12 protein-coding genes and 2 tRNA genes are annotated in these 15,473 nt (G+C 60.7%); 4 read left to right on the top strand and 10 right to left on the bottom strand.

Annotated elements, in window-relative coordinates:
* Positions 1–14: 14 nt before the first annotated feature.
* The 7 genes from dnaB to rnr all read right to left on the bottom strand — a co-directional run bounded on the left by dnaB (position 15) and on the right by rnr (position 7,310).
* Positions 15–1,412 carry a replicative DNA helicase gene (gene dnaB, locus HBR94_RS07940; RefSeq protein WP_017138451.1) on the bottom strand — a complete coding sequence of 466 codons (1,398 nt, stop codon included), beginning with the start codon at positions 1,410–1,412 and terminating at the stop codon, positions 15–17.
* A 110-nt stretch (positions 1,413–1,522) separates the two neighbouring features.
* Entirely contained in the window at positions 1,523–1,969 is a 447-nt protein-coding gene (rplI, locus tag HBR94_RS07935; protein WP_003171376.1) for a 50S ribosomal protein L9, read from the bottom strand.
* A gap of 18 nt (positions 1,970–1,987) precedes the next feature.
* Positions 1,988–2,881: a hypothetical protein gene (locus HBR94_RS07930; RefSeq protein WP_057437422.1), complete on the bottom strand. Its 894-nt coding sequence runs from the start codon at positions 2,879–2,881 to the stop codon at positions 1,988–1,990.
* A gap of 36 nt (positions 2,882–2,917) precedes the next feature.
* Entirely contained in the window at positions 2,918–3,148 is a 231-nt protein-coding gene (rpsR, locus tag HBR94_RS07925) for a 30S ribosomal protein S18 (RefSeq protein WP_003171373.1), read from the bottom strand.
* Positions 3,149–3,177: 29 nt separating this feature from the next.
* Positions 3,178–3,600: a 30S ribosomal protein S6 gene (rpsF, locus tag HBR94_RS07920; RefSeq protein WP_003217491.1), complete on the bottom strand. Its 423-nt coding sequence runs from the start codon at positions 3,598–3,600 to the stop codon at positions 3,178–3,180.
* Between the two features lie 324 nt (positions 3,601–3,924).
* A complete protein-coding gene (rlmB, locus tag HBR94_RS07915) occupies positions 3,925–4,680 on the bottom strand; it encodes a 23S rRNA (guanosine(2251)-2'-O)-methyltransferase RlmB (protein WP_057444490.1) in 756 nt (251 codons plus the stop codon).
* Positions 4,677–7,310 carry a ribonuclease R gene (rnr, locus tag HBR94_RS07910; RefSeq protein ID WP_115127258.1) on the bottom strand — a complete coding sequence of 878 codons (2,634 nt, stop codon included), beginning with the start codon at positions 7,308–7,310 and terminating at the stop codon, positions 4,677–4,679. Before rnr ends, rlmB begins: the two co-directional genes overlap by 4 nt.
* Before the next feature lie 224 nt (positions 7,311–7,534).
* On the opposite strand from rnr, the gene HBR94_RS07905 reads away from it, so the two are divergent.
* The 4 genes from HBR94_RS07905 to HBR94_RS07890 all read left to right on the top strand — a co-directional run bounded on the left by HBR94_RS07905 (position 7,535) and on the right by HBR94_RS07890 (position 10,622).
* Positions 7,535–7,621: transfer RNA gene (locus HBR94_RS07905), tRNA-Leu, on the top strand.
* A gap of 179 nt (positions 7,622–7,800) precedes the next feature.
* Positions 7,801–7,887 (top strand) — tRNA-Leu (locus HBR94_RS07900).
* Between the two features lie 144 nt (positions 7,888–8,031).
* Positions 8,032–9,057: an extracellular solute-binding protein gene (locus tag HBR94_RS07895; RefSeq protein WP_170044474.1), complete on the top strand. Its 1,026-nt coding sequence runs from the start codon at positions 8,032–8,034 to the stop codon at positions 9,055–9,057.
* On the top strand, positions 9,057–10,622 hold the full coding sequence (locus HBR94_RS07890) for an iron ABC transporter permease (RefSeq protein WP_120731401.1): 1,566 nt from the start codon (positions 9,057–9,059) through the stop codon (positions 10,620–10,622). Before HBR94_RS07895 ends, HBR94_RS07890 begins: the two co-directional genes overlap by 1 nt.
* Before the next feature lie 72 nt (positions 10,623–10,694).
* Here the strand turns inward: HBR94_RS07890 and HBR94_RS07885 are convergent, their stop codons facing one another.
* From HBR94_RS07885 to HBR94_RS07875, 3 genes are all read right to left on the bottom strand, one after another.
* On the bottom strand, positions 10,695–12,629 hold the full coding sequence (locus tag HBR94_RS07885; RefSeq protein WP_120731399.1) for a methyl-accepting chemotaxis protein: 1,935 nt from the start codon (positions 12,627–12,629) through the stop codon (positions 10,695–10,697).
* A 139-nt stretch (positions 12,630–12,768) separates the two neighbouring features.
* Positions 12,769–14,058, bottom strand: coding sequence for an adenylosuccinate synthase (locus HBR94_RS07880; RefSeq protein WP_057437412.1), 1,290 nt, complete (start codon positions 14,056–14,058; stop codon positions 12,769–12,771).
* A 54-nt stretch (positions 14,059–14,112) separates the two neighbouring features.
* Complete coding sequence (locus HBR94_RS07875; protein WP_057958153.1) at positions 14,113–15,300, bottom strand: ATP phosphoribosyltransferase regulatory subunit; 1,188 nt, start codon at positions 15,298–15,300, stop codon at positions 14,113–14,115.
* Positions 15,301–15,473 lie beyond the last annotated feature (173 nt).

Genomic DNA, 15,473 nt, shown 5'->3' with positions numbered 1-15,473 from the left:
ATAGACGCTGGAAACTATTCGTCGTCGTCGAAGTTATAACTGCCCGGCGCCAGGTTCTCGAAGCGCGTGTACTTACCGATGAACGCCAGGCGGATAAAGCCGATCGGCCCGTTCCGCTGCTTGCCGATGATGATTTCGGCAATGCCCTTGTGCTCGGTTTCCGGGTGATACACCTCGTCGCGGTACACGAACATGATCACGTCGGCGTCCTGCTCGATCGCTCCGGATTCACGCAAGTCGGAGTTCACCGGGCGCTTGTTGGGACGCTGCTCCAGGGAACGGTTGAGCTGGGACAACGCCACCACCGGGCAGTTGAATTCCTTGGCCAGGGCTTTGAGGGACCGGGAGATTTCGGAAATCTCGTTGGTCCGGTTGTCGCCGCTGGAGCCGGGGATCTGCATCAACTGCAGGTAGTCGATCATGATCAGGGCGATATCGCCGTGCTCACGCACCAGGCGCCGGGTACGCGCACGCATCTCGGACGGGCTGATACCGGCGGTGTCGTCGATAAACAGCTTGCGGTCGTTGAGCAGGTTGACCGCCGAGGTCAGGCGCGGCCAGTCGTCGTCTTCCAGGCGACCGGCACGCACTTTGGTCTGGTCGATCCGGCCCAGGGACGAGAGCATACGCATGATCAGCGATTCGCCTGGCATCTCCAGGGAGTACACCAGCACGGCCTTGTCGCTGCGCAACACGGCGTTTTCCACCAGGTTCATCGCAAAGGTCGTCTTACCCATGGATGGACGGCCGGCGACGATGATCAGGTCGGACGGCTGCAGGCCGCTGGTCTTCTCGTCGAGGTCGGTGTAGCCGGTGGAAATACCGGTGATGGCGTTGTCAGTGTTGAACAAGGTGTCGATACGGTCGATGGCCTTGGTCAACAGGTCGTTGACGCTGACCGGGCCGCCGGTTTTCGGGCGGGCCTCGGCGATCTGGAAGATCTGCCGTTCGGCTTCGTCGAGGATCTCGGCGGCGGTGCGACCTTCAGGGTTAAAGGCACTGTCGGCGATTTCAGTGCTGATGCCGATCAACTGGCGCAGGGTCGCCCGCTCGCGCACGATCTGGGCATAGGCCTTGATGTTGGCGACGGACGGGGTGTTTTTTGCCAGCTCACCGAGGTAGCCGAGGCCACCGACTTGCGAGGTCTGGCCTTCCTTGTCCAGTTGCTCGGCCAGGGTCACCACGTCAATCGGTGAGTTCTGGTCGGCCAGCTTGGCAATGGCGCGGAAGATCAGGCGGTGGTCATGCCGATAGAAATCACCGTCCGAGACTTGATCGAGCACACGTTCCCAGGCGTTGTTATCCAGCATCAAGCCACCGAGCACGGCCTGTTCGGCCTCGATGGAATGCGGCGGCACCTTCAGGGCAGCGGTTTGCAGATCGTATTGCTCAGGAGCTGAAATATCGTTCATGGCCACTTGGAATTAGGGGGTGTGAAAAAAACAAAAGGCACGACCTGTAAACAGGATCGTGCCCGATGTTAACCGCCTGGCACGCGAGGTGCCAGTCAGTTAGGTGCTACTTAAGCTGCTACCACGACAACGCGTACGGTGGCTTCAACTTCAGCGTGCAGGTGCACGGCTACGTCGAATTCGCCTACGTTGCGGATGGTGCCGTTCGGCAGACGAACTTCGCTCTTCTGCACTTCAACGCCGGAGGCGGTCAGTGCATCAGCGATGTCGTGGGTGCCGATCGAACCGAACAGCTTGCCTTCGTCACCGGCGGTGGCAGTGATAGTCACTTCCAGCTCGGCCAGTTGGGCAGCACGGGTTTCAGCCGAAGCTTTCTTGTCTGCTGCGGCTTTTTCCAGCTCAGCGCGACGCTCTTCAAACGCGGCCAGGTTGGCAGCGGTTGCAGCGGTGGCTTTGCCGTATGGCAGCAGGTAGTTACGACCGTAGCCGGCCTTAACGTTTACTTTGTCGCCCAGGTTGCCCAGGTTGGCGACTTTTTCCAGAAGGATCAGTTGCATGTGAAAATCCTCTAACTTTTAACCTTCACCGTTCGCGTTATCGGCGTCTTTCGGCGCCAGACGACCGCGAAAATCAATCAGGCCGTCGACAATGGCCAAGACCACGAGTAACGGATAGATCAGTTGCATAAACAGCAACAGCGTCACGTACAACCCCACCAGCCAGAACTTGGCCAGGCGCTTTTGCGCCACCAGCCCGTGCATCAGGGCCAGCCCGGCAATCACCAGCGGTACGCTGCACAACGGCGTCAACATGGCCATTTGCGGACCAAAGTTCGGCCCTACAAGCATGCACGCCAGCAGCAACATCGCTGGTCCTGCGGGGATTCTGATACTGCGAAACTCGCGACCAAAACCACCCGGGTTATACAACAACGCCTGCCAGTAGCGCCCAAGAATCAGGCTCAGCACACTGACGATCTGCAACAGTGCCGCTATCAGGCCGGTAAGGACCGGAGCAATCAGTGTGGCCATGCGCGCTCGCTCATCTACCGACAATTGCTGGTAGAGATCCCCGAGGGCCAGTGGCAGGATTTTTACCAACTCCTGCGACAGCGCCTCGATTTGCGGGCGGAAAGCCGCGCCAAGCACCACTGAATACACCACTCCCAATGCCACGCTGACCAGCAGCGTACGGACCCAGGACTCACTTGCGCGTAAAACCAACGCAAGGCTCGAAGACCCCAGCAGTACCAGAAGTACCCGTGGATCGTCGAATTGCAGCCACCAGATCAAGGCCGGCAGCAACCCCAGGGCAAGAACGCCCAGGGCGTCCTTCAAACCGCGCCGCAGCAGCACAAGGCTTCCTGCGGCAGCACCCAACCAATACAACAACGGCAATGCAGCACATCCAGCCACTACCAGAGTGGCCTGCACACGACCGCGCATGATGAACTCAGCTAAGGCGCGCATGCATTCAATCCCTTACTACTTGTCGACTGCCCGGTCTCAGCGGCCGTGGCTGTCGGTGTAGGCCAGCAGGGCCAGGAAGCGGGCGCGCTTGATAGCGGTGGCCAGCTGACGCTGATAACGAGCTTTGGTACCGGTGATACGGCTTGGAACAATTTTGCCGGTCTCGGATACGTAGGCTTTCAGAGTGTTGAGATCTTTGTAGTCGATCTCCTTCACTTCTTCAGCGGTGAAGCGGCAAAACTTACGACGACGGAAGAAACGTGCCATTTGATAGGCTCCTTAATAAGGTCCGTGGATTACTCGTCAGCGTTATCGCTGTTGTCGCTGTCATCACTATCAGCGCTTTCAGCGCCTTCGTGCTCAGGACGGTCGCGACGCTCACGGCGCTCACTGCGGTTTTCTTCAGCCTTGAGCATCTCGGATTGGCCGGTAACGGCTTCTTCGCGACGGATGACCAGGTTACGGATCACTGCATCGTTGTAGCGGAAGTTGTCTTCCAGCTCGGCCAGGGCCTTGCCAGTGCACTCAACGTTCAGCATCACGTAGTGAGCCTTGTGAACATTGTTGATTGCGTAGGCCAGTTGACGACGGCCCCAATCTTCCAGACGGTGGATTTTGCCGCCGTCTTCTTCGATCAGCTTGGTGTAACGCTCTACCATGCCGCCGACTTGCTCGCTTTGATCCGGGTGGACCAAAAAGATGATTTCGTAATGACGCATGAATGCTCCTTACGGGTTGTAGCCTGCCGCTCAAAAACGGTCAGACAAGGAGTGAATGACACTTAGGAATCTTGCCGCTGGGAGGCACATGCGTGCCCGCCGGGAAGGCAAGGGGCGCAATTGTAGAGAAGGGGGAGAAAGGGCGCAAGGCAATTGGTGATTATTTGACCAAAAACCAATGTGGGAGCTAACTTGTGTGGGAGCTGGCTTGCCTGCGATAGCATCACCTCAGTACAACTGATGTACCGAGGTGCCCGCATCGCGGGCAAGCCCGACTCCCACACAAACCAGCTCCCACATTTTGCATCTATGCCAGGCTCAAAATTACTTCTTGGACTTGGCCTTGGCGCCACGCTGGCGCTGAGCTTCGAACAGGCAGACGCCCGTCGCGACTGAAACGTTGAGGCTGCTGACGCTACCGGCCATCGGCAAGTGCACCAGGTAGTCGCAATGCTCTCGGGTCAGGCGCCGCATGCCCTTGCCTTCAGCACCCATGATCAGGATGGTCGGGCCGGTGAGGTCCTGGTCATAGATACTGACCTCGGCCTCCCCCGCCGTACCCACGACCCACAAGCCGCGCTGCTGGAGTTTTTCCAGGGTGCGCGCCAGGTTGGTCACGGCCACCAACGGAATCACTTCCGCTGCGCCGCAGGCGACTTTACGCACGACCGGGGTCAAGGTAGCCGACTTGTCTTTCGGCACGATCACCGCCAGCGCGCCGGCAGCGTCCGCCGAACGCAGGCAGGCGCCAAGGTTGTGCGGGTCGGTCACGCCGTCCAGCACCAGTAACAGCGGCGCGCCTTCGGTGCGGTCGAGCAGCTCGTCGAGCATGGCCTCGCCCCAGACCTGGCTCGGACTCACGTCCGCCACCACGCCCTGGTGCACGCCTTCGACCCAGACGTCCATTTCGCGCCGCTCGGCCTGGCCGATGGCAACTTTATTCTGGTTGGCCAGCTCGACCAACGCTTGAACGCGCGGCTCGCTACGACCCTCGGCCAACCACACTTGCTTGACGCGCTTGGGGTGGTGACGCAGCAACGCTTCTACGGCGTGTACGCCGTAGATTTTTTCCAGACTCATGACTTGGCCTTAGGTTTGCGCGACCCGCCGCTCTTGGCAGGGGCCGAACCCGCTTTTGGCGGGCCTTTACGGTGTTTACTCGGTTTGCTCGACGGCTTGTCGGCGGCCTGGGACTTTCCCCCAGACGCCGCTTTACCACCGCTTTTGGCTTCGTTGAGCAACTGCTGCTTCAACTCGCGACTCTTGCGCAACTCGGCGTTTTTCGCCGCCGCATCACTGGGGCGGTACGCGTCGCTGACCTTTTCCTTGGCCGAGGAGCGGCGCGCAGGCTTGGCCGGCGCAGGCTCGGCAGCCGCTGCAGCTTTCGCAGGAGCGCCTTTTTTCGCCGGAGCTGTGGTTTCGGCACCCCGTTTTTTGCGGCCAATCGGCGCCTCGAGGGTTTTTTCAGCCATCTCGAAGTCGATCTTGCGTTCGTCGAGATCGACGCGCATGACCCGTACTTCTACGGTATCGCCCAAACGGAAGCTGCGACCGGTGCGCTCGCCCGCCAGGCGGTGATGCACAGGATCGAAGTGGTAGTAGTCACCCGGCAAGGCGGTGACGTGCACCAGGCCTTCGACGTAGATGTCGGTCAGCTCGACGAACAGACCAAAACCGGTCACGGCGGTGATCACGCCTGGGAACGACTCGCCTACGCGATCCTTCATGAACTCGCACTTGAGCCAGTTCACTACGTCACGGGTGGCTTCGTCGGCACGGCGCTCGCTCATGGAGCACTGCTCGCCCAACTGTTCCAGGGCCGCTTCGTCGTACGGATAGATCCGTGCCTTCGGAATGGTCATGGCACCGGCGCGCTTGACGTGCGGGGTGTTCTGCTTGGAATGGATCACGCTGCGGATGGCGCGGTGCGTGAGCAGGTCCGGGTAACGGCGGATCGGCGAGGTGAAGTGGGTATACGCCTCGTAATTCAGGCCGAAGTGGCCCTGGTTGTCGGCGCTGTACACCGCCTGGCTGAGGGAACGCAGCATCACGGTCTGGATCAGGTGGAAGTCCGGACGGTCCTTGATGCTGGCCAACAGAGCCTGGTAATCCTTCGGCGACGGGCCATCCTTGCCTTTGTGCAGGGACAGGCCAAGCTCGCCCAGGAAGGCGCGCAGTTTTTCCAGGCGCTCCGGTGGCGGACCATCGTGCACCCGGTACAGCGCAGGAATCTCGTGCTTCTTCAGGAATTCGGCGGTGGCCACGTTGGCCGCCAGCATGCATTCCTCGATCAGCTTGTGCGCGTCATTGCGGGTGGTCGGCGTGATTTCCGCGATTTTGCGCTCGGAACCGAAGATGATTCGGGTTTCCTGGGTTTCAAAATCTATCGCGCCACGGACATGACGTGCGCCCAGCAACACCTTGTACAGCGAGTAGAGCTGCTTGAGGTGTGGGACTACGTCAGCGTACTGGCTGCGCAAAGCCTTGGCTTCGCTGGTTTTCGGCGTTTCCAGGATGGTGCTGACCTTGTTGTAGGTCAGGCGGGCCTGGGAGTGGATCACCGCTTCGTAGAACTGGTAGTCGGTCATTTCGCCGGTTTTCGAGATGGTCATCTCGCACACCATGGCCAAACGGTCGACTTTCGGGTTCAGGGAGCACAGGCCGTTGGACAGCTGCTCAGGCAGCATCGGGATTACGCGCTCAGGGAAGTACACGGAGTTGCCGCGCACCTGGGCTTCGTTATCCAGGGCCGAACCGATCTTCACGTAGCTGGATACGTCGGCAATCGCGACAAACAACTTCCAGCCGCCGGAGAACAGGCGCAGCTTGCCGGGCTTGGCTTCGCAGTAAACAGCATCGTCGAAGTCGCGGGCATCTTCGCCGTCAATGGTGACGAACGGCAGATGACGCAGGTCGATGCGTTTCTCTTTGTCTTTTTCTTCGACTTCCGGCTTGAGCTTGGCGGCTTCTTTGAGCACAGCCTCAGGCCAGACGTGAGGAATATCGTAGGTGCGCAACGCAACATCGATTTCCATGCCCGGCGCCATGTAGTTGCCGACCACTTCGACGATATCGCCCTGTGGCTGGAAGCGCGGGGTTGGCCAGTGGGTGATTTTCACCTCGACGAACTGACCGACCTTGGCGGCGCCATTGCGGCCCGGGGTCACCAGCACTTCCTGCTGAACCTTCGGGTTGTCCGGAATCACGAAGCCGATGCCGCCTTCTTCGAAGTAGCGACCGACGATGGATTCGTGGGCACGGGACACCACTTCGACGATCACGCCTTCGCGTCGACCGCGACGGTCCAGGCCGGACACGCGCGCCAGTGCACGGTCGCCATCGAACACCAGGCGCATTTGCGCCGGGCTCATGAACAGGTCGTCACTGCCGTCATCAGGGATCAGGAAGCCGAAGCCGTCACGGTGACCGGCAATGCGGCCAAGGATCAGGTCGAGCTTGTCCACCGGCGCGTAAGTGCCGCGACGGGTGTAGATCAACTGTGCATCGCGCTCCATGGCGCGCAGGCGGCGGCGCAGTGCTTCGAGTTGGTCTTCGGTGGTCAGACCGAATTCTTCAACCAGCTGCTCGCGGCTAGCAGGCGAACCCCGATCGGCGAGATGCGCCAGGATCAGTTCGCGGCTAGGAATAGGGTTTTCATATTTTTCCGCTTCACGAGCGGCCTCGGGATCGAGGGACTGCCAATCGGCCATTAGAGAGTTTTCACCTTGTCTATATGTGGGTTAGTTTGGCATACGCGTATTGAAACGGGAAATTTCAAGCAATAACTAGCCCGCAAATGCGTTTTATAGCCGCGCAAAACCACCTTGCGTGACCGCCTGCGAAATTTTCCAGGCTTTTTTGATGACGGGGGTTTACAGCTCAAAAGCCACTCCGTATAGTGCGCGCCATCGACGACGGCAACGTTGAAGATACTGCCCAGATGGTGAAATTGGTAGACACGCCAGCTTCAGGTGCTGGTGACCGCAAGGTCGTGGAAGTTCGAGTCTTCTTCTGGGCACCAATTCAAAACTTGAGGTTTGCGCCTTGAGTCTCACAAAAACCCGCGAAAGCGGGTTTTTGCGTTATAGCCCTTTGATTTTTAACCCAAAAGTTGATTTATAAAATCAAATCAGGGGTTTACAGATCAAAAAGCCCGCCGTATAGTTCGCCCCATCAACAGCGGCAACGTTGCTTGATAATGCCCAGGTGGTGAAATTGGTAGACACGCCAGCTTCAGGTGCTGGTGATCGCAAGGTCGTGGAAGTTCGAGTCTTCTCCTGGGCACCAAATTCAGATCAAACCCGCGAAAGCGGGTTTTTTCGTTTCTGGGGTTTAAAAACTCCACCCGCAATTCCCGCTGCGCCCGCACTTGAGAAGTTTTATCGTTTATCCTTGCAATGATTTGTTGCACTCAAGTGAGGAACACCCCGGATGATGATCCGCGATATCCGTCTCAAGACATCCCTTCTGCGTGGCCTGACCATCACTCTGCTCGGCCTGACCCTGCTCTCTCCCACCGCCTACTCGGCCGACAAGGTTGAATTGACCCTGTACAACGGCCAGCACAAGGAAGTCGGCGATGAACTCGCCAAGGCCTTCGAAGCCAAGACCGGCATTCATGTGAATGTACGCAAGGGCAGCAGCAACCAACTGGCCAGCCAGGTCGTCGAAGAGGGTGAGCGCTCCCCCGCCGACGTGATCTACACCGAAGAATCCCCGCCACTGAACAAACTTGGCGAACAAGGTCTGCTGGCCACTATCGACGCCAGCACCCTGGATGTCCTGCCCAAGGAATACGTGGCTGCCAATGGCGCCTGGATGGGCGTCACCGCACGTACCCGGGTAGTGGCCTTCAACCCGAAATTGATCAAGGAAGAAGAGCTACCCAAGTCGGTACTGGATTTCGCCAACCCCGAGTGGCAGGGCAAAGTGGGCTTCGTCCCCACCAGCGGCGCCTTCCAGGAACAGGCCGTGGCCATCATCAAACTGCATGGTCGCGATGCCGCCGAAGAATGGCTGACCGGGCTGCGCGCATTCGGCAAGGTCTACAGCAATAACATGGTCGCCCTCAAAGCTGTGGAAAACGGCGAAGTAGCGACGGTGCTGGTGAATAACTACTACTGGTTTGCCCTGAAAAAGGAAAAAACCAACCTGGATTCGCAACTGCACTACTTCACCGATGGCGATGCTGGCGGCCTGATCACCGTATCGGCAGCAGCGGCATTGAAATCCAGCAAGCACCCCAAGCAAGCCCAGCAACTGCTGGCGTTCATGGCCAGCGAAGAAGGCCAGCGGGTCATCACCAACACCTCCGCCGAGTACCCGCTGCGCAAGGGCATGCAGTCCAACCGCGGCCTCAAGCCATTCAGAGAACTGCAACCGCCCAAAGTCACTCCCGCCGACCTGGGCAACGCTGAAGAAGCCCTGGAGCTGGAACGTGACGTTGGCTTGAACTGATGACCCCATCGCAATCCGCCCCCGCCTTGCGCGGGGGCTTTAGCCCCCGGCGCAAACGCCCATCAATCTGGCTGCTGCTGCCGGTCTTGTTACTGGTGGGCTTGAGCCTGCTGCCGTTGGTGTATGTGGGCCTCAAGGCCTGGCAAGCCGGCTGGGCCGAGGCTGTGCATCTGCTGTGGCGCCCGTATGTGTTCGGGCTACTGCGCAACACCTTGGCATTAATGGTCGGCGTGACCGTCGCCTGCGCGGTGATCGGCCTGTCCCTGGCCTGGCTGCTGGAGCGCAGCAACCTGCCGGGCCGGCGGATCTGGGGCGTAATCCTGTGCCTGCCGTTTGCCGTGCCGGCGTTTGTCAGCAGCTTTACCTGGGTATCCCTGAGCGCCCAGTTCGAAGGCCTGGGCGGCGCCATCCTGGTCATGACCCTGTCCAAATACCCCCTGGTGTTCCTGCCGGTGGCGGCCACCCTGCGCAACCTGGACCCGTCCCTGGAAGAGTCGGCCCGCACCCTGGGGCTCAATCGCTGGAGCGTGTTTTTTCGCATCACCCTGCCGTTGCTGTGGCCGTCGCTGCTGGCCGGCGCCCTGTTGATCGCCTTGCATATGCTGGTGGAGTTCGGCGCCCTGTCGATCATCGGCCTGCAGACCTTCACCACGGCGATCTACCAACAGTTCGAATTGGAGTTCAGCAACGCCAATGCGGCGATGCTGTCTGCGGTGCTGCTGGTCATGTGCCTGACCCTGCTGTGGCTGGAACTGCGCGTGCGCGGCAAGGGCCGGCATGTGCGCACCGGACAAGGCGCGGCGCGGCATGCCGAACAGGTTCGACTGGGCAGATGGGCGCCATTGGGCCAGCTGTACTGCCTGATGCTGGCGATCATTGGCAGTGGCATTCCGTTGGGGATGCTCGGCTACTGGCTGGCCGTGGGTTCTTCAGCAGCCTTCCCGATAGCCGAGATCAGCGAGGCGCTGCTGTCCTCCCTGGCGCTGTCCCTGGGCGGCGCGGCACTCTGCCTGGCGCTGGCCTTACCGGTGGGTCTTCTGGTGGTGCGCTACAAAGGCCAACTGGCGCTGTGGGCCGAACGCCTGCCCTACTTGCTGCACGCCCTGCCCGGCCTGGTGATTGCCCTGACCCTGGTGTATTTCGCCCTGCATTACGTGCCGGCGCTGTATCAGACCTCGGCGTTGCTGCTGATCGCCTACGCGCTGCTGTTCCTGCCACTGGCCCAGGCGCCGATCCGTACCGCCCTGAACAAGGCTGCACCGCAACTGGAAGAGGCCGCCCGCACCCTCGGCGCATCGTCGTTCAGCGCGTTTTGTCGGGTGACCCTGCCGATTATCTTTCCGGCATTGGGCGCGGCGTTTGCGCTGGTGTTCCTCGATGCGATGAAGGAGTTGACCGCGACTTTGCTGCTCAGTCCAACCGGGTTGAATACCCTGGCCACGGCGGTGTGGGCGCACACCTCGAATGTGGAGTTTGCGGCGGCGGCGCCTTATGCGGCGCTGTTGATTCTGGTGTCGGGGTTGCCTGTCTACCTGCTCACGACACGGATGTATCTGAGCCGCTGAGAGCGCTATCGCAGGCAAGCCAGCTCCCACATTGGAGCGGGTTTGCCCGCGATAAGGCCCGAGCCGCCAACCTCAGGCCCGGAACTGCCCCAGGCTGGCCTTCAACTGCGCCGCCAACCCATCCAGCACCTTGCCACTGGCCGTGGTTTCCACCACCGCCTGCGCTGCGCGCTCGGCCTGGGCATGGATCACCTCGACCCGCCCCCGCACCGCATGCGCGCCCTGGGCCTGATGTTCGGCAGCCCGGGTCGCCAGGCCAATCGCCGCATGCACCTGCTCCACTGAGTCTTGCACCGTTTGCTGCAAGCGCACACTTTCGCGCAGCACCAGCAGCCCCTCACTGGCCTGGCGCCCGGCCTTGCCGATGGTTTCCACCGCCTCGCGCGCGCCTTGCTGCAACGCCACGATATGCGCCTGGATATCACCGGTAGAGCTTTGGGTTTTACTGGCCAACGCCCGCACTTCGTCTGCCACCACCGCAAAACCCCGCCCGGTTTCACCAGCACGCGCTGCTTCAATGGCGGCATTCAGGGCCAGCAGGTTGGTTTGCTCGGCAATGCCGTGGATCACCGTCAGCACCACTTCAATCTGCTCGCTTTGCTGGGCCAGGCGCTCGATCACCTTGGAGCCGGCCTGCACCTGCCCGGCCAAGGCCTCGATCAAACTGCCGACCTCGGCCGAAGTACGGGAGTTTTCATCCGTGGCCTGACGGATATCCACCACCTGCTGCAACGCGGCCTGCATGGCATGGCTTTCAGCCTGGGCCTCGTCAGCCATTTGCGACAGCGCCCGCAGGCTCTCGGCCACTTCATCACGCTGCAAACCTGCTGCGGCATCGGCGCCGGCATTGCGCAGGGTCATCGCGCCGATTTCCACGCCGGTACGCTGGGCCACATCCCCCGCCTCGCGCACGATGGGCTGCAACTTATCCACAAACCGATTGACCGCCGAAGCCATGGCGCCGATTTCATCCTTGCTGTTGATCTGCACACGCTTGGTCAGGTCACCGTCACCGGCCGCCAAATCATCCATGGCCGCGATCAGCAGCTTGAGGCGATTGACCACCCGCCGCCCCAGCACCACGGCAATCAGCAACAGCACACCCAGGCCCACCACCGCCAGACCCAGGCCGATACGCCAGCGCAGGGCCTGCGCGGCCTCTTGTACGGCGCTGGAGGTATTAGCGGTCATTTGCGTGGCCGTGGCCTGCGCCGACTGCAGACGGGCACCCATGGCCGCCGCACTGTCCGCCGCCGCGCCTTTGAGGCTATCGCCCACCAATTGACCGCCACTGGCGATCAGCGCGGCAAAACGCTGGTCCAGCGCCGCCAGATCCGCCTCGACCGCTGCAGTAGAAACCCCCATCAGCACCTTGCCGATCTCTACACCATTGGGGCTGATGGACGCTTCGACGTAGTACACCGAAGGGTCGTTTTTCGCGGCATTCAACACTTTATCCAGCGCACGGTCGCCCTGGCCTTTTTCCAGGAGCGCCTTGTTGATCGGGTTTTCCCGGTTCAAATAACGGGTCAGGTGCTGGCCTGTGGCGTCGTCATACACCACAAACAGCACATTGGGATTGCGCTGGGCACGCCGGGCGAACTCCGACAACGCCGGAACATCGCTGTCCCACATTGCACGGGGTGCAACCGAGGCCAGCAACTGCGCCATGTCATTGGCAGAGTCCTTCAGGTCCTTTTCCAGGGTCGTACGCAGTTGCTGCTGCTCTTGCTTCAACCGCGCAGAAAGCCCGGCCGTCAGACGGTCGCTGGTGCTGGCCGACAAGCTATCCAGGCTGGACGTCACTTCCTTGCCGGCCTGGGTCAATTCGCCCGACAGTTTCTGGCTGTCCACACCCAGGCGTTTGCCCAAATCGGCTTCCAGGGCCGTGACTGTGCTCCGGGTCAGGGCGACCGCCACCAGCACTTGCACCAAAAGAGCGATACCAAGGGTAACGAACACCGGCCTCAACAGCCGGCTTTGTAACAATGAGAGAACGGCAGACATCGGGAATCCCTCCACCACGGGTGCCATTAAATTGATAGCACCGCGAAAGAGAGAAACATAGCAAGGGTCGTGCCGTGCGCACCGCAGAAACGACAAAGGGCCCCCGAAGGGACCCTTTGCTTTTTACATCAACAGCTTATTAAGCGAACGGATGACGCAAAACGATGGTCTCGTTGCGGTCCGGGCCCGTCGAAATAATGTCGATCGGCGCGCCAATCAGCTCTTCAACGCGCTTGATGTAGGCGCGGGCGTTAGCTGGCAGTTCTTCCAGGGTCTTGGCACCCACGGTCGACTCGCTCCAGCCCGGCACTTCTTCGTACACAGGCTGCAGGCCCACGTAGCTGTCAGCGTCGGTCGGGGCAACATCATTACCTTCTGCGTCTTTGTAGCCGACGCAGATGTTGATGGTTTCCAGGCCGTCGAGTACGTCCAGCTTGGTCAGGCAGATGCCCGAGATGCTGTTCACGTCGATAGCGCGACGCAGGATGACAGCATCGAACCAGCCACAACGACGGGCACGACCGGTCGTCGCGCCGAACTCGTGACCTTGCTTGGCCAGGTGCGCACCGACGTCGTCGAACAGCTCAGTCGGGAACGGACCCGAACCTACGCGCGTGGTGTAGGCCTTGGTGATGCCCAGGATGTAGTCCAGGAACATCGGACCAACGCCCGAGCCCGTCGCAACGCCGCCAGCGGTGGTGTTGGAGCTGGTCACGTACGGGTAGGTACCGTGATCGATGTCCAGCAACGAGCCCTGGGCACCTTCGAACATGATGTCTTTGCCGGCGCGACGCAGGTCGTGCAGCTCGGCAGTCACGTCCAGCATCAGCGGCTTGAGCAGCTCGGCGTATTCCTTGCACTCGGCCAGGGTCTTGTCGAACTCAATGGCTGGCTCTTTGTAGTAACCGACCAACATGAAGTTGTGGTAATCCACCAGTTCACGCAGCTTGTCTTCAAAGCGCGGCATGTTGAGCAGGTCGCCCACACGCAGGCCACGACGTGCAACCTTGTCTTCGTAGGCCGGGCCGATACCGCGACCGGTGGTGCCGATCTTCAGCTCGCCACGGGCCTTTTCACGGGCCTGGTCCAGCGCAACGTGGAAGGACAGGATCAGCGGGCAGGACGGGCTGATACGCAGGCGCTCGCGCACCGGTACGCCTTTCTCTTCCAGCTTGGTGATCTCGCGCAGCAGGGCGTCAGGTGCAACCACCACGCCGTTGCCGATCAGGCACTGCACGCCTTCGCGCAGCACGCCCGACGGGATCAGGTGCAAGACGGTTTTTTCGCCATCGATGACCAGGGTGTGGCCAGCGTTGTGGCCACCTTGGTAGCGCACTACGGCGGCAGCATGTTCGGTCAGCAGATCAACGATCTTGCCTTTGCCCTCATCACCCCATTGGGTGCCCAGGACTACGACATTCTTACCCATAACACTTGTCCTCATTCGCGCAAACTTGGTGCCGGCGTTGGCCGGCAGGAAAACTCAAGAAGCCAGTGGCGATACTTGCCAAAGCCCGTTCTGCTGAATCAATTGCCGGTCGCAGTCCGCTTCACGGGCGGCGGCCAATGGCTGCCCAGGCAAGGCCTGGACGACACGCTGACCCTCACTGCGCAACTGGCAGACCTGCTGCCAGAGTGCCGCGTCCGTACTGTCTGGCATCCAGATACCGCCAGACGGTAGCTCGACTTCAGCACGCCCCAGGGTCACCAGGGTTTTCAAATCGGTGGAAAAGCCAGTCGCCGGACGGGCACGACCGAAGTCGGCGCCGATATCGTCATAGCGACCGCCCTGGGCGATGGCTTGGCCAACGCCCGGAACAAACACCGCGAACACCACACCGGTGTGGTAGTGGTAGCCGCGCAACTCACCCAGGTCAAAATACAACGGCAGTTGCGGGAAGCGCGCCGACAACTGCTCGGCAATCGCCAGCACGTCGTCCAGGGCCGCCAGCACCGGGGCCGGCGCGTTGGCCAGGCGATCACGGGCAGCGGTCAGCACTTCGCGACCACCACACAGGTCCACCAGCGCACGCAGCATGCCAGCCAGGTCGGCAGGCACGCCTTCGGTCAGGGCGATCACTTCGTCGATGGCCTTGCGCTGCAGGGCATCGAACAACTGCTGCTCCACTTCGCCGGACAAACCGGCCGCACGGGCCAGGCCACGGTAGATACCGACATGCCCCAGGTCCATGTGGACATCCGGCACATCGGCCAGTTGCAGCATCGCCAGCATCAGGCTGATGACTTCAACGTCGCTGCTTGGGCTCGCATCGCCATACAACTCGGCGCCCAACTGGATCGGGCTACGGGACGATGACAAGGCGCGCGGTTGCGCATGCAGCACGCTGCCGGCGTAGCACAGGCGGCTCGGCCCTTCACGACGCAAGGTATGCGCATCAATGCGCGCCACTTGCGGCGTGATGTCGGCGCGAAAGCCCATTTGCCGGCCCGATTGCGGGTCGATGACCTTGAAGGTGCGCAGATCCAGGTCCTGGCCCGCGCCGGTCAGCAGGGATTCCAGGTACTCGATATGGGGAGTCACGACAAACTCGTAACCCCAGCTCTGGAACAGATCCAACACCTGGCGACGCGCGATTTCAATACGCGCAGCCTCTGGTGGCAGTACTTCTTCGATGCCATCTGGCAGCAGCCAGCGGTCTACCGTTGCCATTACGCCATTCCCCTATGACCCGGCCTGCCCTTGGGCGAGCCTTGAGTGAAGCAGAAAATACCCGGCCCCTGCATAAACCACGCGCAAGAGCGACGTGACGAATGGCCTGTAGACGGCCTCGTCGGGCACTTTCCTCGAAAAACCTGTCACGCCTGCAACGCACAACAACAATC

Origin of the sequence: Pseudomonas sp. WS 5412, assembly GCF_012985615.1 — a bacterium.
GTDB lineage: Bacteria > Pseudomonadota > Gammaproteobacteria > Pseudomonadales > Pseudomonadaceae > Aquipseudomonas > Aquipseudomonas shahriarae.
The sequence above is the reverse complement of the archived record's forward strand: the minus strand, read 5'-3'. Positions and strand labels throughout refer to the sequence as shown.